13 protein-coding genes, 1 tRNA gene and 1 pseudogene are annotated in these 18,842 nt (G+C 67.6%); 7 read left to right on the top strand and 8 right to left on the bottom strand.

What is annotated here, in order from left to right; genetic code table 11:
- Positions 1 to 78: 78 nt before the first annotated feature.
- A tRNA-Gln gene (locus tag CXQ89_RS14145) sits at positions 79 to 150 on the bottom strand.
- 178 nt (positions 151 to 328) lie between these two features.
- Here CXQ89_RS14145 and CXQ89_RS19140 point away from each other — a divergent pair.
- Together CXQ89_RS19140 and CXQ89_RS19135 are read left to right on the top strand one after the other, a co-directional pair.
- Positions 329 to 916: pseudogene (locus CXQ89_RS19140) on the top strand (TetR/AcrR family transcriptional regulator); the annotation flags it as partial.
- Positions 917 to 919: 3 nt separating this feature from the next.
- Positions 920 to 1,357, top strand: coding sequence for an NUDIX domain-containing protein (locus CXQ89_RS19135; protein ID WP_258060145.1), 438 nt, complete (start codon positions 920 to 922; stop codon positions 1,355 to 1,357).
- Positions 1,358 to 1,463: 106 nt separating this feature from the next.
- Here CXQ89_RS19135 and CXQ89_RS14135 read toward each other — a convergent pair whose 3' ends face one another.
- The 3 genes from CXQ89_RS14135 to rsmA form a co-directional block, all read right to left on the bottom strand.
- Entirely contained in the window at positions 1,464 to 3,329 is a 1,866-nt protein-coding gene (locus CXQ89_RS14135; RefSeq protein WP_104161702.1) for an ABC-F family ATP-binding cassette domain-containing protein, read from the bottom strand.
- 64 nt (positions 3,330 to 3,393) lie between these two features.
- The gene (locus tag CXQ89_RS14130; protein WP_104161701.1) at positions 3,394 to 4,374 is read right to left on the bottom strand and encodes a 4-(cytidine 5'-diphospho)-2-C-methyl-D-erythritol kinase; all 981 of its coding nucleotides are present in this window, start codon (positions 4,372 to 4,374) and stop codon (positions 3,394 to 3,396) included.
- 58 nt (positions 4,375 to 4,432) lie between these two features.
- Positions 4,433 to 5,377, bottom strand: a complete 945-nt coding sequence (rsmA, locus tag CXQ89_RS14125; RefSeq protein WP_104161700.1) for a 16S rRNA (adenine(1518)-N(6)/adenine(1519)-N(6))-dimethyltransferase RsmA — start codon at positions 5,375 to 5,377, stop codon at positions 4,433 to 4,435.
- 246 nt (positions 5,378 to 5,623) lie between these two features.
- Between rsmA and CXQ89_RS14120 the strand changes: the two genes are divergently transcribed.
- Positions 5,624 to 6,847: a helix-turn-helix transcriptional regulator gene (locus CXQ89_RS14120; protein ID WP_146067261.1), complete on the top strand. Its 1,224-nt coding sequence runs from the start codon at positions 5,624 to 5,626 to the stop codon at positions 6,845 to 6,847.
- 85 nt (positions 6,848 to 6,932) lie between these two features.
- On the opposite strand, the gene CXQ89_RS14115 is transcribed toward CXQ89_RS14120, so the two are convergent.
- Positions 6,933 to 8,045, bottom strand: coding sequence for a resuscitation-promoting factor (locus CXQ89_RS14115; protein ID WP_181032357.1), 1,113 nt, complete (start codon positions 8,043 to 8,045; stop codon positions 6,933 to 6,935).
- 371 nt (positions 8,046 to 8,416) lie between these two features.
- Positions 8,417 to 9,319, bottom strand: coding sequence for a TatD family hydrolase (locus CXQ89_RS14110; RefSeq protein WP_104055208.1), 903 nt, complete (start codon positions 9,317 to 9,319; stop codon positions 8,417 to 8,419).
- Between the two features lie 212 nt (positions 9,320 to 9,531).
- On the opposite strand from CXQ89_RS14110, the gene CXQ89_RS14105 reads away from it, so the two are divergent.
- The 3 genes from CXQ89_RS14105 to CXQ89_RS14095 are packed head-to-tail and all read left to right on the top strand — an operon-like array spanning position 9,532 to position 14,522.
- Positions 9,532 to 10,533, top strand: a complete 1,002-nt coding sequence (locus tag CXQ89_RS14105) for a MoxR family ATPase (protein WP_219815617.1) — start codon at positions 9,532 to 9,534, stop codon at positions 10,531 to 10,533.
- Between the two features lie 57 nt (positions 10,534 to 10,590).
- Entirely contained in the window at positions 10,591 to 12,078 is a 1,488-nt protein-coding gene (locus CXQ89_RS14100; RefSeq protein WP_104161697.1) for a DUF58 domain-containing protein, read from the top strand.
- Positions 12,075 to 14,522, top strand: coding sequence for a DUF3488 and transglutaminase-like domain-containing protein (locus tag CXQ89_RS14095; RefSeq protein ID WP_104161696.1), 2,448 nt, complete (start codon positions 12,075 to 12,077; stop codon positions 14,520 to 14,522). The genes CXQ89_RS14100 and CXQ89_RS14095 overlap by 4 nt, the downstream gene beginning before the upstream one ends.
- Positions 14,523 to 14,582: 60 nt before the next feature.
- Here CXQ89_RS14095 and CXQ89_RS14090 read toward each other — a convergent pair whose 3' ends face one another.
- Positions 14,583 to 16,064: an NAD-dependent succinate-semialdehyde dehydrogenase gene (locus CXQ89_RS14090; protein WP_104161695.1), complete on the bottom strand. Its 1,482-nt coding sequence runs from the start codon at positions 16,062 to 16,064 to the stop codon at positions 14,583 to 14,585.
- Positions 16,065 to 16,218: 154 nt separating this feature from the next.
- Positions 16,219 to 17,043 (bottom strand): 16S rRNA (cytidine(1402)-2'-O)-methyltransferase, encoded by an 825-nt coding sequence (rsmI, locus tag CXQ89_RS14085; RefSeq protein ID WP_258060144.1) that lies wholly within the window; start codon positions 17,041 to 17,043, stop codon positions 16,219 to 16,221.
- Between the two features lie 159 nt (positions 17,044 to 17,202).
- On the opposite strand from rsmI, the gene CXQ89_RS14080 reads away from it, so the two are divergent.
- The gene (locus tag CXQ89_RS14080; protein WP_258060105.1) at positions 17,203 to 18,840 is read left to right on the top strand and encodes a dolichyl-phosphate-mannose--protein mannosyltransferase; all 1,638 of its coding nucleotides are present in this window, start codon (positions 17,203 to 17,205) and stop codon (positions 18,838 to 18,840) included.
- The last annotated feature ends 2 nt before the right edge of the window (positions 18,841 to 18,842 follow it).

The raw sequence follows: 18,842 nt of genomic DNA, 5'->3' as shown, positions 1-18,842 counted from the left end.
CGAAGTAGCGCTCCTGGGGGTGGTACGGCCTCGGGGTTTGGAGGGGCGGGCCACCGGACTTGGCCGGTGCTCCTACCGTTCCGCCCATAGGATTCGAACCTATACTCCACGGCTCCAAAGGCCGGGGTGCTGCCATTACACCAGGGCGGAAAATGTACAGGTTGCCCCGCACACAAGAGTTTAGTTTGCCATGTCTGCCGATGTCGGCGCGACTTGGGGCGGCGGAGTGTCACGCAGCGCCGCTTCCGGACACATCCGAACGCGGCCCGGAGACAAGGCTTAGACTGTGGTGGTGGCAAGAAATCCGGCTGGCGGCGCCCGCCTGCGCATGACCGGCGTGCAGCGGCGCGCACAGCTTATTGAGGTGGCCCGGGGGCTGTTTGCCCTGCGGGGGCTCGACGGAGCAACCATCGAGGACATTGCCGCTGCGGCCGGTGTCTCCAAACCGGTGGTGTATGAACACTTCGGGTCCAAAGAGGCGCTCTACACCGAGGTGGTTGAAGCAGAGTTCAACCGGCTGCTCGCCGTTATCACCGAAGCACTGGGCGCCGACGCCGGTCCGCGGATCCTGATTGAACGCGTTGCCTATGCGCTGCTGGACTATATCGAAAATCACACCGACGGTTTCCGCATCCTGGTCCGGGACGCCCCGCCGTCGCAGCCCGAAGGCACCTTTGCCACCCTGCTCTCCCGGGTCACCAGCCACGTGGAGCACATCCTCTCCAAGGAGTTCAGCAACCGCGGCCTCAGCGCCGAGGTGGGCGGCATGTACGCGCAGATGCTGGTGGGCATGGTGGCCATGACCGGCCAGTGGTGGCTGGATGCCCGCACCCCGGACAAGGCAACGGTGGCGGCGCATCTGGTCAACCTGTCCTGGAACGGCCTGACCGGGCTGCAGAAGGATCCCGAACTCCGCCACATGCGCACGGACGACCCGGTGGTCCTCACCCTCTCCGCCGTCCTCGTCCGCGACGCCGCCGGACGGATCCTGCTGGTCCGCAAGCGCGGAACCAGCAAGTTCATGCAGCCCGGCGGCAAGCTGGAGCCCGGCGAATCATTCAGCGCTGCGGCGGCCCGGGAGATGCAGGAGGAACTGGGCCTCTCTGTCGCGGAATCCGAGCTGGAAGTCCTGGGCGACTGGTACGGCCCCGCCGCGAACGAGGAAAACACCTTCATTGATGCCGGGCTGTTCGCGTACACGCTGCCGGCGTCCAACGGTGATCCCTCCCGGGAACCCGCAGCCGCTGCCGAAATCGAGGAACTGCTGTGGATGGATCCGGCGCAGGCGCTGGAACGCGAGGACATTTCCCCGCTGCTGCGAGAGCACATCCTGCCGCACATGCTTGCCGGCGCCTGACCGCCGTTTTGAGCATTCCCCTCCGTTTTGGGAACTTACTGCTGGTACGCCCCGGCAGCAGATTCCCAAAACGGTTGCCTTTTTAGCCCTTTTGTCGCCCTGAAGGCTAGTCGAGCTTTTCCGACGCCTCGAGCCACTGCATTTCCAGGTCCTCCTGGTCCGCTGCCAGTGACTGCAGCTTCTTGTTCAGCTCGGCCAGCTGTTCAAAGTCCGCTCCGCCGGATTTCTCCGTGGCGGCCGTCATCTGCGCGTTGACCTTTTCCACCTGCTGCTTCAGCTTGGTCATCTGCCGGTCGATGCGGGTCAGGTCTTTCTTGGCGATCCGCTTCTCCGCCTCGGATGAACCGGAGGCCACCGCCGTCGCAACTCCGCCGCCGGAACCGGGCCGGGTGGACCCGGCCGCTGCGGCACGCGCCGCCTGCGAGGATCCGCGGGCCGCCGTCGACGCCGAAGAGTTCGCCACCAGAGCCGCGTTGCGCAGCTCAAGGTACTGGTCCACCCCGCCGGGCAGTCCGCGCAGCTTGCCGTCGCCCAGCAGTGCCATCTGGTGGTCGGTGACGCGCTCCAGCAGGTACCGGTCGTGTGAGACCACCACGAGCGTGCCGGGCCAGCCGTCAAGGACGTCTTCCACGGCAGCCAGGGTGTCGGTGTCCAGATCGTTGGTGGGCTCATCGAGCATCAGCACGTTCGGTTCTCCCACCAGCAGGCGCAGCAGCTGCAACCGGCGGCGCTCACCACCCGACAGTTCCTTCACCGGAGTCCACTGGCGCTGGGCGTTGAAGCCCAGCTGCTCCACCAGCTGGCCGGCGGAGAGTTCGCGGCCGCCCACGCTGAAGACCCGCTTCTCGTTTTCAATAACCTCGATGACGCGCATGTCCGCCACCTCGTCGAGTTCCTTGACTTCCTGCGTCAGCACGGCCGTCTGCACTGTGGTGCCGCGCTTCAGCCGGCCCTTCGTCGGTTCGATTTCGCCGTTGAGCAAACGCAGCAGCGTGGTCTTGCCGGCGCCGTTGACGCCCACCAGGCCGAGCCGCTCCCCCGGGGCCAGGCGCAGGGTGACGTTCTTGAACAATTCAGTGTCACCCAGGGTCAGCGACACGTCCTCAAGGTCCAGCACGTCCTTGCCCAGACGGGCGGTGGCCATCTTATTCAGGGACAGGGTGTCGCGGGGTTCGGGCACATCGGCAATGAGGTTGTTGGCCGCCTCGATGCGGAACTTGGGCTTGGCGGTGCGGGCCGGCGCGCCGCGGCGCAGCCAGGCCAGTTCCTTCTTGACCAGCTGCTGGCGCTTGCCCTCCACCACGTTGGCCATGCGGTCACGCTCGGCGCGGGCCAGCACATAGGCTGCGTAACCGCCGTCGAACGGATCAATGACGGCGTCGTGCACTTCCCAGGTGCGGGTGCAGATTTCGTCCAGGAACCACCGGTCGTGGGTGACCACCAGCAGGCCGCCGGCATCGGTGCGCCAGCGGTTCTTCAGGTGCTGGGCCAGCCACGCCACGCCTTCCACATCCAGGTGGTTGGTGGGCTCGTCCAGCATGACGACGTCGTCGTCCCCGGTCAGCAGCTTGGCCAGCGCCACGCGGCGCTTTTGCCCGCCGGACAGCGAGGAGACGGAGGCGTTCCAATCCACTTCCTGGATCAGGCCGCTCATGACGTCGCGGATGCGGGCGTTGGAGGCCCACTCGTAGTCAGCGGCGTCACCCACGATGGCCTGGCCAACGGTGAGGTCGCCGTCGAGCACGTCGGACTGGTCCAGATAGCCCACGGTGACGTCGCGGCGGCGGGTGACGCGGCCTTCGTCGGGGGTCTGCCGCTCGGCCAGCAGGCGCATCAGGGTGGACTTGCCGTCACCGTTGCGCCCGACGACGCCAATGCGGTCCCCCTCTTCCAGGCCCAGGGAAACCCCGTCCAGGATGGTGCGGGTGCCAAAGGAAATGCTGAGGTTCTCAGCACCAAGCAGGTGTGCCAATCGGTACTACTTTCTTCTGATGTTCAAAAATCTGATGTTCAAAAATGGTTCGAAGATGGAAAAGTCAGCCGGCGGCGGCGGACGCCAGCCGGGCTCCGTGGACCGGCCCCTCGACCGCGAGGGCACGGTGCCCTTCGGCGCGCAGGGCCGCCGCAAGCTCCGCAGCCGCGGGCGCGTTCTGAGCCAAAAAGGCTACGGTGGGCCCGGAGCCGGAAACCATGCCGGCCAGTGCGCCCAGCCGCTCGCCGGCGCTCAGGACGTCCGCCAGGCCCGGCGCCAGCCGCAGCGCGGCCGCCTGCAGGTCATTGGACATAACGGATGCCAGGTCCTGAGCATTCCCGGAGCGCATGGCGGCAAGGATTGCCGGGTCAACTTCCTCCGGTTCCTGGGCCTGCAGCTGGCCCTCCTCGCGGAGGGAATCCAGGGCACCGTAGACGCCCGGGGTGGACAGCCCGAAGTCGGAGGCGACGAGCACCCAGTGCAGGGGCGTCTTGGATATGGCCGGGGTCAGCCGGTCCCCCACTCCCAGGCCGACGGCGGTGCCGCCGAGCAGCGAAAAGGGAACGTCAGCGCCGAGCCCGGCAGCGATGCCGGCCAGCTCTTCACGGGAAAGATGCGTGTTCCACAGGGCGTCACAGGCGACCAGCGCCGCCGCGGCATCGGCTGAGCCTCCGCCCATGCCGCCGGCAACCGGCACCCGCTTAGTGATGTGCAGGTGCACCCCGGTGGGGTTCTCCGCGAAGGCCGCCAGTGCCTGGGCCGCGCGGACCGCGAGGTTATCCGGCCCGAGGGGAATGTCCTTCACGGGGACCTGCAGGGCACCGTCGCTGTCCACGGTGACGGTGATTCCGGGTCCCTCGGTAACCGTGGCCCGGACTTCTTCGAACAGCGAAACGGCCAGATACACGCTGGCGACGCTGTGGTAGCCGTCGGGCCGGAGCGGGCCGACGCGCAGGGATACGTTGATCTTCCCGGGGGCGCGGACGCACACGGACGCCGGGGCTGCCGTGGGGGGCTGTGCGGGTGAAAACTTCGCTGCGCTCATATCTTCCAACTTAGAGGAAGGGCGGGCCGCGCCGTTAATGCGCCCGCCGGAGCCAGCGTTAGGACGCTTCGCCGTCGGGCAGTGCTTCGGTCTCCGGTCCGGACGGATCCCCGGCGTTCGCCGGCGCCTGCGCACCCTTGGCCTCCGCAATCCGGGCAAAGGCGGCAATGTCGATGACTTCGCCCCGGGCGCGCGGGTCCACCCCGGCCGCAACAAGCGCGTTTTCGGCCTGGGCCGGGCTCCCTGCCCAACCGGACAGAGCAGCGCGCAGCGTCTTGCGGCGCTGGGCAAAGGCGGCGTCGATGACGGCGAAGACCTCTTCACGGGTGGCAGTGGTGGGCAGCGGATCGTGGCGGGTGAAGCCCACCAGCCCGGAAGCGATCTTGGGCGCGGGCCAGAACACGTTCATGCCGATCACGCCGGCCTTGCGCATGGTGGTGTACCAGGCGGCCTTCACTGACGGCACGCCGTAAACCTTGGATCCGGGGACCGCAGCCAGCCGGTCCGCAACTTCGTCCTGAACCATGACCAGACCGTGCTGCAGGGACGGGAAGCGCTCCAGCAGATGCAGCACCACGGGAACGGCCACGTTGTACGGAAGATTGGCCACCAGTGCCGTGGGCTCAACGGGAAGCTCGGTGATCCGCATGGCATCGCCGAGGACCACGTGCAGCTGGTCCGCCTTCTCGGGCCGCCATGCCTTCACCGTTGCGGGCAGCCGTCCGGCAAGCACAGGATCAATTTCGACGGCGACCACGGCCTTCGCTGCATCCAGCAGTCCCAGCGTGAGGGATCCCAGGCCGGGCCCCACCTCCAGCACGGTTTCTTCCGGTCCGACGCCGGCGGCGGCGACGATGCGCCGGATGGTGTTGCCGTCAATGACGAAGTTCTGGCCCAGGGTCTTGGTGGGGCGCACGCCCAGCTCGTCGGCCAGGGCGCGGATGTCAGTGGCACCCAGCAGCGGTTTGACCGGAGGACGGGAAGCGGAGGCGGATTCAGTCACCTAGCAATACTAGCCGAGCACCGTGTTCCTACCGATGGGGCGCTAGTCAGGCCAGTTACCCACCGCGGCGCCTGCCCGCAGGCGGAATTCATTCCTCTTCATCGTGTTTCCTTCCAGAATGGGGCACCACCCTGCCCCCGCCAAAAATCGGTCGGTAGCATTCCAGCCGAGGCACTCTTCCAGTGTCCCCCAGCCCCGGAACGGCGGTAATGACATATGGGCAAAACCTTCGGAAACCGACTTCAATTGGCGCGCACGGAACGCCTGCTGACCCAGGAAGAGTTGAGCGGCGACGTGTTCCTGGCACGCGATGTGTCGATGCTTGAAAAGGGCCGGCGGGAGCCGTCCGGCGGGGCCATCCGGTTTCTGGCGGAACGGTTGACCGCGGTGCCGGGCTATCCGCACCCGAGGGCAGGCGGCGACAGCCGCCTCTTCCTGGAGTTCTCTGCAGCACAGGCGTGGGATGAGCGGAATTACCAGGCCGCACGAAGGTTGTCCCAACTGGCGGCGGATGCGGCGCTGGTGGAGCAGGACCCTACCGGATGGTGGGAACTGTCCTTTATGGCGGCTGCGTGCCTGCGCCGGCTGCACGACTACCCGGCCTGCATCGCAGAGGCGGAACGGCTGGCACAACACCCCCTGGCAGCGGAGGGGCAACCGCTGCGCCCGCAGGCTGAGGCCTTGCTGGCAACGGCCTGCCAGGGAGCCGGACGGCTGCCCGAGGCTGTCAGCCATGCCAGACGCGCACTGGACATTGGCGTGCTGCTGCGGTTGAACGCTGATCAGCTCATCGAGGTATATCAGGCACTCATCGCTGCCCTTTCCGAAAGCGGTCTGCAGGAGGAAGCGTGGGGCCACTGCCAGGCATTGCTGCTTCCGCTGCTGGAAGCAGCGTCGGATGCCCAGACGGCGGGAAAGGGATTTTGGGCGGTGGGCAACGTCGCGTTCCGCCGGGGCGATACAGCCGCCGGCCTCCGTTACCATGCCAGAGCCGGTTTCCTCCTCAATCCCGACACGGATCTGGAAGCCTGGGCAGCATTTAACCGCTCTTCGGCAGCCATGCGTCTTGCCGAGGGACTGCACGACGCCGCTACCAGCCGGCTCATGGACCATGCCGAGACTGCCCTCTCAGTGCTGGGCGGCACCGAGGAAGACCTTCTGGAGAACCTGCACAGCAGGGGCCGGTGGCATCAGCTCTCCGGCAACCATCAATCAGCCGTGCAGATCCTTACCGATGTGTACGCCCGGCGGGCGGCGCTCTCCCCCCAGGGTGCCGCCGAGGTGGCCCTGCACCTGGGCTTGAGCCGGGCTGCCCTCGGAGAAACGAGCACCGCGGTGCAAATGCTGGAGGACAGCGCGAAGGCCTTTTTCAACGCCGGAGCCCTGGACCGGGCGGACCATGCAGCCCGGTTGGCGAGCCAGGCGCGGGCCGGAGCCCCTGTCGGGTTAACCGCGAGGACCGGAACCTGATAACAGGTTCCGGTCCTCGGGGAACTGGTAGCGCTCTGCGCCCTTAGCCCGGGCGGGCGCAACAGACGGGGTAACTCCCGCCCGGTTAGAGCAGGCCCAGCTTCGCGGCACAGGACGGCCAGTGGCCCCAGCCGCCGTTGGCGCGAAGCTTTTCTGCTACGGCAATCTGCTGATCCGGGGTGGCCCCGGCGGCGATGGGCGCGTACTGGCCGCCACCGGCACCAAGCCAGCTGGAGACACTGAACTGCAGGCCGCCGGAATAACCGTTGCCGGTGTTGATGTGCCAGTCTCCGCCGGATTCACACTGGGCCAGAGCCGCCCAGGTTCCGCCGGAGGGAGCGGCGCCGCCCGGAGAGGCAGCCGGGGCCGGTGCCTCGGCCGCGGGTGCCGGTGCGGGCGGGGCTTCCTTCTTCTTGGTACCGACGGCGATCTTCGCGTCAACCGGCTGCACGGAGACGGTTTCACTCACCAGGGTCCGGCTGACCTCACGGCCGTCAACGAGTTTGATCGCGAAAACTGCGGCCTTCTCGCCCGGCGTTCCCTTGACCGTCACCTTTTCTTCGCCCTCGTAAAGGTTGGGGTCCGGCACTTCAGCGGTTTCAAACGGCAGGGCTTCGGTGACTGTGACCTTTTCGCCGGCCGTGACGCGGGTAATCTTCAACGCCATGCCGTCCACCAGTGCGGCGGACTCAGGAGCCGAGAGGCGGTCCGTTGCCGCGAGTTCAATGCCCGCTTCGTCCAGCAGCTCCTCCACCGTCTCCGCCGTGGTGGGGCGGTTGTAGGACTTGCCGTCCATCACCATGGTGACTGTCTTCGGAGTGGAGATCGACAGCGGATCCTGAAGCCCGGAGAGGGCCGTGTCCAGGGAGGCGGACACTGCAGAGTTGGAAGCTACCCGAAGTTCCGACACCAGATCCGCAACGGTCTGGCCGGTGGTGCTTACTGTGTGGCCCTGGCCGTCCAGGGTTACATCCACGGACTTGGCCTTGGAGACTTCGATCCGGGTTCCGTCGCTGACCTCGCTGGCCAGGTCGGGGCTCACCCGGTCTGCCTCGGTGACCTGGACATCTGCTTTTTGGAGAACTTCAGCGACGGTGCCGCCGAACGTCTTGACGTCGCTGGTCTGGCCGTCGACGCTTAGTACCACTGACTTGTTGGTGCCTACAAAGGCCACCAGTCCCAGAATGAGGGCGACCATAACAACGGCCTGCCCGGTTAGTTTTACCCCACGCCTCACGAGTGCATGTGCCACGGAATCCCAAACGTTCATAGTTTCCGGGCACGGGGATCAGGGCGCGTGGCAGCCGATGTCCCCGGGTCTCACGGGGCGACTCTGTGCGCAGGCAAGGAACCTCTGCCGCAACCAGGCACAGATGTGGCGCGGCGCTTCGGCTGAAGTGTGCGCACACCTGGTCACAGGACGGTGTGTGGTTCGATATCAGTTCCGGCGCCTTCCCCGACCCCGGCTAATAGGTCCCCACCGTAACCGAACCGTGACCTGAGGGCAAACCGAAGTTTTGGCCGGTCCAAGTGATACCTGTGCCGTACGTGGAAACTTCCCTACCGGGGCTAGGCCCATGAACCGTAGGTACGGACCGTGTTTTCCACCAGCTGCGTTCCCAGCTCAGCCAGGTCCGCTCCGAGTTCTGCGGCCATGAAACGGACGGTGTAGGGCACCATGTAGCTGGCATTGGGCCGGCCGCGGAAGGGGTGCGGCGTCAGGAAGGGGGAATCGGTTTCCACGAGCAGCAGCCTCCGGTCGGCCACGGCGAGCGCCTCCCGGAGATTCCCCGCGTTCTTAAAGGTGACTGTGCCGGCAAAGGACATGCTCCAGCCATGCTCATTGCAGGTCCTGGCCAGATCCGCATCACCGGAAAAGCAGTGGAAGACCACCTTCTCCGGGGCTCCCTCTTCCAACAGCACACGGACAACGTCCGCGTGTGCGTCGCGGTCATGGATCTGCAGGGCCAGCCCCAACCGCTTGGCAATGTCGATGTGCCGGCGGAAGGAATACTGCTGCCGCTCAACGCCGTCCGGGCCGGTGCGGAAGTAATCCAGTCCGGTTTCGCCGATGCCCCGGACCCGGGGATGGCCGGCCAGTGCTTCAATTTCCTCGAGCGCCGCGTCCAGGGTCCCCTCCCCCGCCAGTACGGGGGCATCGTTGGGGTGAATGGCCACCGCTCCCAGCAGCCGCGGTTCCTCATCCAGGATCCGGACAGTGAACCGCGAAGATTCCAGATCCGTGCCTACCTGAACAGCACCCCGGACTCCCGCCGCGGCGGCGGCGTCCATGGCCGCCCCCACTTCCGCGGTGCCGGCCCCGCCGGGGGCAAAGTCCAAATGGGTATGGTTGTCAATCACGGGCACCGGCAGGGGCTCCGGCCCGGGAGGATAAGGTTTCCCGGTGCCGGACGCGAAGTCCAGATAGGCCGCAGGGATTTCGCCCGGAACATAACCACTGTCATTGCACATGTCTTTAACCCTAAGTGAGCTTGTAACCTGTATTCACATGAGGCCGCTGCCGAACCGGCGGAGGGCCTGTAGCGTCGCACACCGGATCCCCTAGTCAGGGCACCGGAGTGCGATTTCCCGAGGCTTGGAAGGTATCCATGGACGCTCGAACTCCAGCTGCAGCCGCCGCTCCCTTTGCCGGTGATTCACCGGGAACGGAGGTTCCCGGGCCTATGGCTGGATGGAACCGGGCCGCAGGAGCGGGATACAGTGCCGACGCATTTCACACCGCGGCGTCCAACATCCTCGCCGCAGTCAATACTGTCATTGACGGCAAGAAGGAAGCAGCCTCACTGGTCCTGACCGTGCTGCTGGCCCAGGGCCATGTCCTGCTGGAGGACGTGCCCGGCGTCGGAAAAACGCTCCTGGCCAAGACGCTCGCCCGGACCATTGACTGTTCGGTGACGCGGATCCAGTTCACCCCGGACCTGCTGCCGTCCGACGTCACCGGCGTGTCCATCTACAACCAGGACGCCCACCGGTTCGAGTTCCGCCAGGGCCCCATCTTCGCCAACATCGTGATCGGAGACGAGATCAACCGCGCTTCCGCGAAGACCCAGTCCGCGCTGCTGGAGTGCATGGAGGAGCGGCAGGTGACCGTCGACGGCGGGACCTACCGGCTGGCCGAGCCCTTCATGGTGGTGGCCACCCAGAACCCGATCGAAATGGAAGGGACCTATCCCCTGCCCGAAGCCCAGCGGGACCGGTTCATGGCCCGCATTTCCATGGGTTACCCGGACACCCGGTCCGAAATTGAGATGCTCGAAAGCCACCAGTCCACCTCTCCCCTGGACGCTGTTTCCGCCGTCGTCGACGTCGGTGAAATTGCGGCCATGACGGCCCGGGTGCGGGACATCTTTGTCTCCTCCGCCGTAAAGGAGTACACGGTTGCCATTGGCCAGGCGACCCGGGAGCATCCCCATCTGCGCCTCGGTGCCAGTCCCCGCGCCCTGCTGCAGCTGCTGCGCGCCGCCAAGGCCCACGCCGCGCTGGCGGGGCGTGACTTTGTCCTGCCCGATGACATTTCCCGCCTCGCTGATCCCGTGCTGGCCCACCGCATCATCCTGGACCGCAAAGCCACCAGTTCCGGCGATACGCCGTCGGGCCTGCTCTCACACCTGCTCGCACGCGTTCCCGTTCCGCGCAGTCCCGCCGGCGAGCGCCTGAGGCGGTAGGGGCGCGGCGGGACGGCTGAGGCAGCACCACCGGTACACCACCAGCGGGAAGGCTCCATGGACTTTGCAAGCGCAGCACGGCTGCTGACGGCGCGCGGCTGGGGTCTTGTCGCGGCCGGGGCCGCCGCCCTCCTGACCGCCCACATTATGGGCCGCCGGGACGCACTCATCCTGGGCCTGTTCCTGCTCGCCCTGCCGCTGCTTTCGGCGCTGGCGCTGCGGCTGGTCAAGCCGGTGTTCCTGGTTGAACGCACCTTCAGTCCGGCCACCGTGGAGACCGGTGTCCCCGCCCGGGTGATGCTCTCGCTGCGCACTCCCCGCCCGGTCCGGCAGAGCGCCTCCATGCGCGAAGGCCTCCCGCTGCGCTTCGGACAGAGTCCGGTGTTCCGTTTTCCGGCCCGTTTTCCGGATGCCGACGGCGCCAGCACCTACGAGTACCAGCTGCGCTCCGCCCGGCGCGGCATGTTTCCGATCGGACCGGTGACGGCGGAGTTCACCGACCTATTTGGCCTCTCCCGGAGGCTGCACACCCTCGGTGCCACAGATCCGCTGGTGGTGTCCCCGGCGCCTCAGGAGCTGCCGGCCGCGTCGCTGGGCGGCCCCCGGGGGACGGAGGGATCCGTTTCCAATCCCCGCCGCGGCAGCCCCAGCGAAGATGACGTCTCCACCCGCGAATACCGCGCGGGCGATCCCATGCGGCGGGTCCACTGGGCGGCGACTGCCCGTCACGGCGAACTGATGGTCCGGCAGGAGGAACCCGTCACCTCCCCCAGCGCCACGCTGCTTCTCGATTCGCGGCAGTCCTGCTTTGCGGGCGGCCTTGGAACGCCGCTGTGGACGGACCCCGCCACCGGAAACGGGCTGTCCACCTCCGAGTCCTTTGAATGGGCGGTCACAGCATCCGTTTCAGCTGCCGCTTTCCTGCTCGACAACGGCTACTCGCTGCATCTGCTGGATGCGTACGCGCGGCCCGGTCTCGGCCGTTCCCCTTCCACCCCCGATCCCCTGCAGTGCGATTTCAGCGGCGCCGCAGGGCTGCAGGACATCGCAGAGGGCCTGGCGGCGCTGGAACTTGAGGCGCGGCCGTTTGAACGGCAGGCGGACACGGGTAAGGCGGCGGTCCCCGGGCCCGTGCCTGCAGCCCGGTTCCGGGGAATTCGCGCGGTCCGCGGCGCCCACAGCGCCGGCACGGCCAGCCCAAAGGGAGCGGACCCGTCACCGGCCGAAAACCGCCGCGCCTTCGGTTCCGGACTGGCGGACACTTTGGCCCAGCGCCGACGCGGCCCCCTCGTTGCGGTTCTGGGCAGGCTCACGGCCGACGACGCCGCCCGGCTGGCTCCGGCGGCAGACTATGCCACCCTGGCCTGCGCCATCCTGGTCACGGACCGGCTCCAGGAGGCGGGGCCGGCACTGGCCGTCCTGCACGCCGCCGGCTGGCAAGCCGTTGCTGCTACCCCCGAATCCGATCTCGCGCGCTGCTGGGCGGCCTTCGCTTCCGCCGCCCAGCCGGTAACTTCATCCCCCGGTCGGGAGGACCGCCCATGACTGATGTGCTGTCCCGCCCCGCGGCCAACGCCCCGGCCGGGCCTCCCCCGCCGCCGCGGGCCAAGATCCGGCCGCCGTGGGAGTGGACCGCCGCCGGAGCAAGCGCCGCAGCCGTCCTGCTCTGCAGCCTCAGTCTGCAGGGAGTCCTGGACGGCTGGAGCTGGTTGCCGCCGCTGACCCTCACCACGGCCGCGGTGATCGCCGCCATGGCTGCGGCACGCAGGTTCCGGTTTCCCACCGCACTGGTGCCGGCGGCAGGTCTGGCAGCGCTCGCCGTCGTCCTGACCTGGTTGTTTGCCGCCTCGACGGCGCTGCTCGGGCTGCTGCCCACCGGGGCGACGCTGGGGCGGGGCAGACAGCTGCTCACCGAAGCCCAAGCGACCATCATGAACCAGGTTCCGCCGGTGCTCGCCGACTCCGGGATCGTTTTCATTGCCTGTTTGGGCACCGGACTGATTGCGCTGCTGGTGGACACACTGGCCACTACCCTGCGCATGCCTGCAGCCAGCGGCCTGGGGCTGCTGTCCCTGCTGATCGTGCCGGCCGTCCTGAAGCCGGAGAGCATCGGCGCGCTCCCCTTCATCCTTGCCGCAGCCGGATACCTGCTCATCCTGGCCACCGGGGCCTGGCAGGAGCGGCCGCACCGGCCGGGGGACGCCATGCGGCGCCCGCCGCGCAGCCAGGTGGGCACGGCGGCCGGCATCGGCGCCGGTGCCATGATCCTCGCCCTGTGCCTGCCCGCAGCGCTTCCGGGCTTTAACCAGGGCACGTTTCCGCAGGGCTCACGACTGAACATCTGGACCGGCCAATCCGGCCTCAACCCGGTGGTGGCGCTGGGCAATGACCTGCGACAGCCCTCAGCCTCCGGCCGGATCCGGTATGCCACGGATTCTCCTACTTCGCTCTATCTGCGATCTACCACTTTGGAGGACTTCTCGGGCCGGCGCTGGGCACCGGATCTTCGGGAGGACACCCGACGGCGGGGCCTGCAGGACATGTCACCGGCCGAGGTGAACGATCGGGCGCCCAGCATGTCAGTGGTGACCACACGGGTCAGGTCCGAGACATATGTCAGTCCCTGGCTGCTCGCCCCCTACGCTCCCCAGCGCGTGTCCGGAGCCCTCGGACCGTTCAGCTGGGATCCCAAAACCATGACCGTCATCTCCGGGGACAACACGGGGCGCGGGAAGTTGGACTATGAGGTCCAAAGCTTGGCGCCCAACTTGTCCCAGGCTGACCTGCAGGGCCTGGCTCCGGCATCCAAAGACGCCGTGGACCCCGTTTTCACCTCGCTGCCCGAGGACCTGCCCGCAAGTATCCGGGACGCCGCGGCGGCTGCCACGGAGGGAACCTCCGGACCCTATGAACAGGCCATGGCCATCCAGGCCTACCTCCGCGGGCCGGCGTTCAGCTATTCGCTCGATGCTCCGGTTGAGGGCGGATACGACGGGAACGGTATTGATGTCCTTGACCGGTTCCTGCAGGAAAAATCCGGCTACTGCACTCATTTTGCCGCTGCCATGGCCGTCATGGCCAGAGAGGCCGGCATTCCCAGCCGCATGGCGCTGGGCTTCGCTCCGGGGCGGTCCACCGGTAATTCCTTCCCGGGCAACGACGGCCAGGAGCTTCGGGAGTTCGAAGTGGATTCCCGCGATGCGCACGCGTGGCCGGAACTGTATTTCGAAGGGCTGGGCTGGGTGCGGTTTGAGCCGACCCCGTCCCGGGGATCAGTGCCTGCCTACGCGGTGGAGCCCCGCTCGAACCCCACCCAGGTCCGCGACGACGAGCGGGACCTGGAGGCGGGAAACCCGGTGCTTCCCGAGCCCCTTCCCGAAACCTCAACCAGTGAGGCCGCCCCTGAGGCTGCCGCCCCGCCGCAGCCGGAAGAGACCCATGCCGGGAGGTTCGCCGGAGTTGGATTTGGCCTGGCGGCAGCCGCCGGTGCACTGCTGAGCCCCTGGCTGCTGCGCCGGCGCAGGCGCAGCATCCGCCGGCGCCTCCTCGGACCCGGACAACCGGCACGCGGCCGCGCGGGTGCTTCCGGAGCCGGCGGGGCGGGGCACGGGCACAGCCTCACCGGGCCCGCAACCCTGGCCTGGGAAGAAGCGGCGGACACCGGAGTGGACTACGGCCATGTCCCGCAGAAGGCCGAATCTCCCCGCGCCTACGCCCTGCGGCTGGCGCACGAGGCCGGACTGGCGGACAACTCCGCGGCAGCGCTGGAGCGGCTTCGGGCCGCTTATGAACACGAAGTGTATGCCGCACCGGCTACACGGCCGCAGGGCGCGTCCGGAGCAGCCCGAGACCTGCCGCCGGACCCCGGAGCAGGGCTTTGGTCCGATGTCACCGCTGTCCGGCAGGGGCTTCAGGAATCCGCCACTTGGGGCGCAAAACTGCGGGCCCGCTTCTTCCCGGCCTCCCTGGCCTCCCGGTTCCAGCGCTGACGGACAGGCTGCACTGACCGGCAGTACGGTACGGGAGACCGGGAGCCCGGACAGTCCGGGCTAGACCGCGGTGGGGTCAGCGATGCCGATGTACTGCGTGTACAGGTACTCTTCGATGCCCTCGGCGCCGCCTTCACGGCCGAGCCCGGACTGCTTTACCCCGCCAAAGGGAGCGGCGGCGTTGGAGACCACGCCCGCGTTGAGTCCGAGCATCCCGGTTTCCAGCTTCTCCCCGATCCGCAGCCCGCGGTTCAGATCCTCGGTGAAGACGTAGGCCACCAGGCCGTACTCCGTGTTGTTGGCGAGTGCCACGGCTTCATCCTCAGTGGAGAAGGTGACGATGGGGGCCACCGGACCGAAGATTTCTTCCCGCAGGATGCGCGCATCAGGAGCCACGTTCTTCAGCACGGTCGGCTGGTAGAAGTAACCCGGGCCGTCCACCGGTGCGCCGCCCACTACGGCGGAGGCGCCGCCGTCGACCGCGTCCGACACCAGGGCGTGGACCTTGTCGCGGGACTTGGCATCAATCAGCGGGCCGACCTTGGACTCGTCCTCGGTACCGCGGGCAGTAGTCATGGCGCCCACCTTCGCCGCGAACTTCTCCGCGAACTCGTCGGCAACGGACTCGTGCACAATGAAGCGGTTCGCCGCTGTGCAGGCCTCGCCCATGTTGCGCAGCTTGGCAGCCATGGCGCCGGCCACGGCCTTCTCCATGTCCGCATCCTCGAAGACCACAAACGGGGCGTTGCCGCCGAGCTCCATGGAGGTCCGCAGCACCCGGTCCGCGGCGTCGCGGATCAGGCCCTGGCCCACGGGGGTGGAGCCGGTGAAGGAGACCTTGCGCAGCCGCTCGTCCTTCATGATCGGGCCGGTGACGTCGCCTGCGGACGTAGTGGAGACCACGTTGAGGACGCCGGCCGGCAGCCCTGCCTCCATCATCACCGCGGCAAAGAGCTGGGAGGTCAGCGGGGTGAGCTTGGCGGGCTTGAGCACCATGGTGCAGCCTGCGGCAACGGCGGGGGCGATCTTGCGGGTGGCCATGGCCAGCGGGAAGTTCCACGGGGTGATCAGCAGGCACGGTCCCACGGGTTTCTTGTTCACCATCAGGCGGGACTTGCCGTCCGGGGAGGTCCCGTAGCGGCCCGAGATGCGGACGGCTTCCTCGGAGAACCAGCGCAGGAACTCGGCGCCGTAGGTGACCTCCCCCCGGGCTTCGGCCAGCGGCTTGCCCATTTCCAGAGTCATCAGCAGGGCAAAGTCCTCAGCCCGCTCGGTTACCAGTTCAAAGGCGCGGCGCAGGATTTCCCCGCGTTCCCGCGGTGCGGTTTTGGCCCAGGAGTCCTGCGCGGCAGCGGCGGCGTCCATGGCGAGGGCGCCGTCCCCGGCACTGGCGTCGGCGATGCTCAGCAGCACCTTCCCGGTGGCCGGATCCTCGACATCGAAGGTCCTGCCGCCCTCGGCATCCCTCCACTCGCCGTTGATCAACAGGCCGGTGGGGACCTGAGCCAGCAGTTCGGCTTCGCGGTCAGCAGTAATACCCATGGAATGCCTCCAAGATTCGACGTCGTTGCCCGGGCCGGAAGACCCGTCATCTGTGTTCACCGTATGCGGGTGCCGTTGCGGCTGTAAATGCGGAAGTGCACCATGGAGTTACCGTGACGCTGTGCACTTGGCCAAAGACCGGACGGCTGCAGTCCTAGCCGCGGGCGGCCAGCACCGCCGAGTACAGCTCCCGCTTGCTGATCCGGGCGTCCTCCGCGACGGTGGCCACGGCGTCCTTCAGGCGTGCGCCCTGGGCCACCAGGCCGTTGACCGCCGCAACGTGGTCTTCGGGCAGCTCCGGGGCAGCCTCGCCGGCTCCGGCGACGACGACGGCGATCTCCCCGCGCACCTCGGAGGCCTCAGCCCATTCCAGCAGTTCACGCAGCGGGGCACGGAGCACCTGCTCGTGCAGTTTGGTCAGCTCGCGGGCGACGGCGGCCCGCCGGTCTCCACCGAACGCTGCGTCCAGCGCGCGGAGCATCGGTTCCAGACGGTGCGGCGCCTCAAAGAACACCATGGTGCGCCGTTCTCCTGCCAGCTCGGCCAGCCGTGCACTGCGTTCGCCGGCCTTGCGGGGCAGGAACCCTTCGAAACAGAACCGGTCGGTCGGCAGGCCGGAAAGCGCCAGGGCGGTCAGGACCGCGGACGGACCGGGAGCTGCGGTGACGGTGAGGCCCTCGCGGGCTGCGGCCTCCACCAGCCGGAACCCCGGATCGGAGACCGCGGGCATGCCGGCGTCGGTCACCATCAGCAGGGTGGCGCCGCCTCGCACCATCTCCAGCAGGTCCGCCGTGCGGGTGGCCTCGTTGTGCTCGTGGTAGCTGATGATCCGGCCGCTGGTGGTGATCTTCAGGGCGGACACCAGCCGGTGCAGGCGGCGGGTGTCTTCCGCGGCGATGACATCGGCGGTCTCCAGCAGCCCGATGAGCCGGTTCGTGGCGTCTCCCATATTGCCGATGGGAGTGGCGGCCAAAACAATCTGCCCGCCGCCGGTGCGGGCGGCAGCGGCGGCCGAACCGCCGTCGTTCTGCGTGTTTTGGGAGGTGCCGGGGCCGGTGGTCTGCTTGCTGGAATTCACCATCTAACCCTACGCGAGTTGGGAACATTGGACGCCCCCTGCACCTATAGAGTGGTGCGGGTGAGCCCGACCGTGATCGAGACCCCAGCCCCCGGAGCAGCACCGCTGGTGCAGGATCCCCGCCGCGCGTACAGCGGTACCCAGCTGCGGAACCGGCTGCTGGGCTGGGCGCCGGGCACCTCCTTCACCCTGGGCGTCTGGGGCTGGATCCTGCCCCTGGTGTCCACGGTGATCGGGGCGGTGCTGCGTTTTGTCCGGCTGGACGAACCGCATTCGCTGGTATTCGACGAGACCTATTACGTCAAAGACGCTTATTCGTACCTGATCTCGGGTTATGAACGGCAGTGGCCCGAAGACGCGAACGCGTCCTTCAACGCGGGCATCCCAGGCGTGCTGCTCGCCGACCCGGAATACGTGGTGCATCCGCCCGTGGGGAAATGGATGATCGCTGCCGGGATGGCGCTTTTCGGTGCGGACAACAGTTTTGGCTGGCGTTTCGGCGCCGCGCTGACCGGCACGCTCACCGTGCTGCTGGTGGGACTCATTGCCGTCCGGCTGTTCCGCTCCCCGCTGCTGGGCGGCATCGCGGGGCTGCTGCTGGCCGTTGACGGTCACCACTTGGTGATGTCCCGCACCTCGCTGCTGGATGTTTTCCTGACGTTCTGGGTGGTGGCGGCTTTCGGCGCCCTGCTGCTGGACCGCGACGACGGGCGGCGGCGCCTGGCCCGCCGGCTGTCGGCGGCGGCCGGCGGCAGTGCACCCCCGGCATCCGCCCTGCTGTACGGCCCGTGGCTGCTGTGGCGGCCCTGGCGACTGGCCGCCGGCGTCTGCCTCGGGTTGGCGGTGGGCACCAAGTGGTCTGCGCTGGCCTTTGTCGCCGTTTTTGGCCTGATGACCGTGCTGTGGGATGTCAACGCGCGCCGCGTCGCCGGCATCCGTGCCTGGCCAGCGGCGGGACTGCTCAAGGACGGCGTGCCGGCGTTCTTCACCGTCATCCCGGCGGCGGCCCTCACCTATCTGGCCTCATGGACGGGCTGGCTGCGCTCGGCGAATGCCTACGACCGCAACTGGGCGCAGGACAACCCCTCCGAAACGTGGGGCTGGCTGCCGGACTGGCTGCGGTCGCTGGCGGAATACCACCGCAGCGCATACGCCTTCCATAACAATCTCAGCTCGGAACATGCGTACGAATCCAGTGCCTGGACCTGGCTGTTCATGGGCCGGCCCACATCCTTTTTCTACGAATCATCAACCCTGGGAGCCGGCGGCTGCACCGCGGACAGCTGCTCCACGGCCATCTCCTCCGTCGGCAACCCGGTGATCTGGTGGTCCGCTGCACTGTCCCTGCTGGTCCTGCTCTTTTGCTGGCTCGGCCGCCGGGATTGGCGCGCCGGCGCCATCCTGGCCGGAGTTGCCGCGGGCTATCTGCCCTGGTTCGCCTATCCGGAGCGCACCACGTTCTTCTTCTATTCGGTGTCCTTTGAGCCGTTCCTGATCCTGGCGCTGACCTACGTGCTGGGCCTGGCCCTGGGCCGGAGTGCTGATCCGCCGGCGCGCAGGAGGACAGCCGGTTTGGCGGTGGCCGTGTTCCTTCTCGCCGCGGTTCTGGTCTCCGCGTTCTTCCTGCCGGTCTGGACGGCCGAAACTATCCCGTATTCTGACTGGCGGCTGCGTATGTGGATGCCCAGCTGGATTTAGTC

The sequence above is a fragment of the Arthrobacter sp. ZGTC212 genome (genome assembly GCF_002929255.1).
Classification (GTDB): Bacteria; Actinomycetota; Actinomycetes; order Actinomycetales; family Micrococcaceae; genus Arthrobacter_B; species Arthrobacter_B sunyaminii.
This window is presented reverse-complemented; position numbering and strand designations above follow the sequence as displayed.

What these genes read in the sequence shown, in the direction of transcription:
- CXQ89_RS19135 (WP_258060145.1), top strand. Translation starts at nt 920, where the DNA reads ATGCGCACGGACGACCCGGTGGTCCTCACCCTCTCCGCCGTCCTCGTC.
- CXQ89_RS14110 (WP_104055208.1), bottom strand. Translation starts at nt 9,319, where the DNA reads ATGTGCAATGACAGTGGTTATGTTCCGGGCGAAATCCCTGCGGCCTAT.
- CXQ89_RS14115 (WP_181032357.1), bottom strand. Translation starts at nt 8,045, where the DNA reads ATGGTCGCCCTCATTCTGGGACTGGTGGCCTTTGTAGGCACCAACAAG.
- CXQ89_RS14095 (WP_104161696.1), top strand. Translation starts at nt 12,075, where the DNA reads ATGACTGATGTGCTGTCCCGCCCCGCGGCCAACGCCCCGGCCGGGCCT.
- CXQ89_RS14105 (WP_219815617.1), top strand. Translation starts at nt 9,532, where the DNA reads ATGGCTGGATGGAACCGGGCCGCAGGAGCGGGATACAGTGCCGACGCA.
- CXQ89_RS14090 (WP_104161695.1), bottom strand. Translation starts at nt 16,064, where the DNA reads ATGGGTATTACTGCTGACCGCGAAGCCGAACTGCTGGCTCAGGTCCCC.
- CXQ89_RS14100 (WP_104161697.1), top strand. Translation starts at nt 10,591, where the DNA reads ATGGACTTTGCAAGCGCAGCACGGCTGCTGACGGCGCGCGGCTGGGGT.
- CXQ89_RS14130 (WP_104161701.1), bottom strand. Translation starts at nt 4,374, where the DNA reads ATGAGCGCAGCGAAGTTTTCACCCGCACAGCCCCCCACGGCAGCCCCG.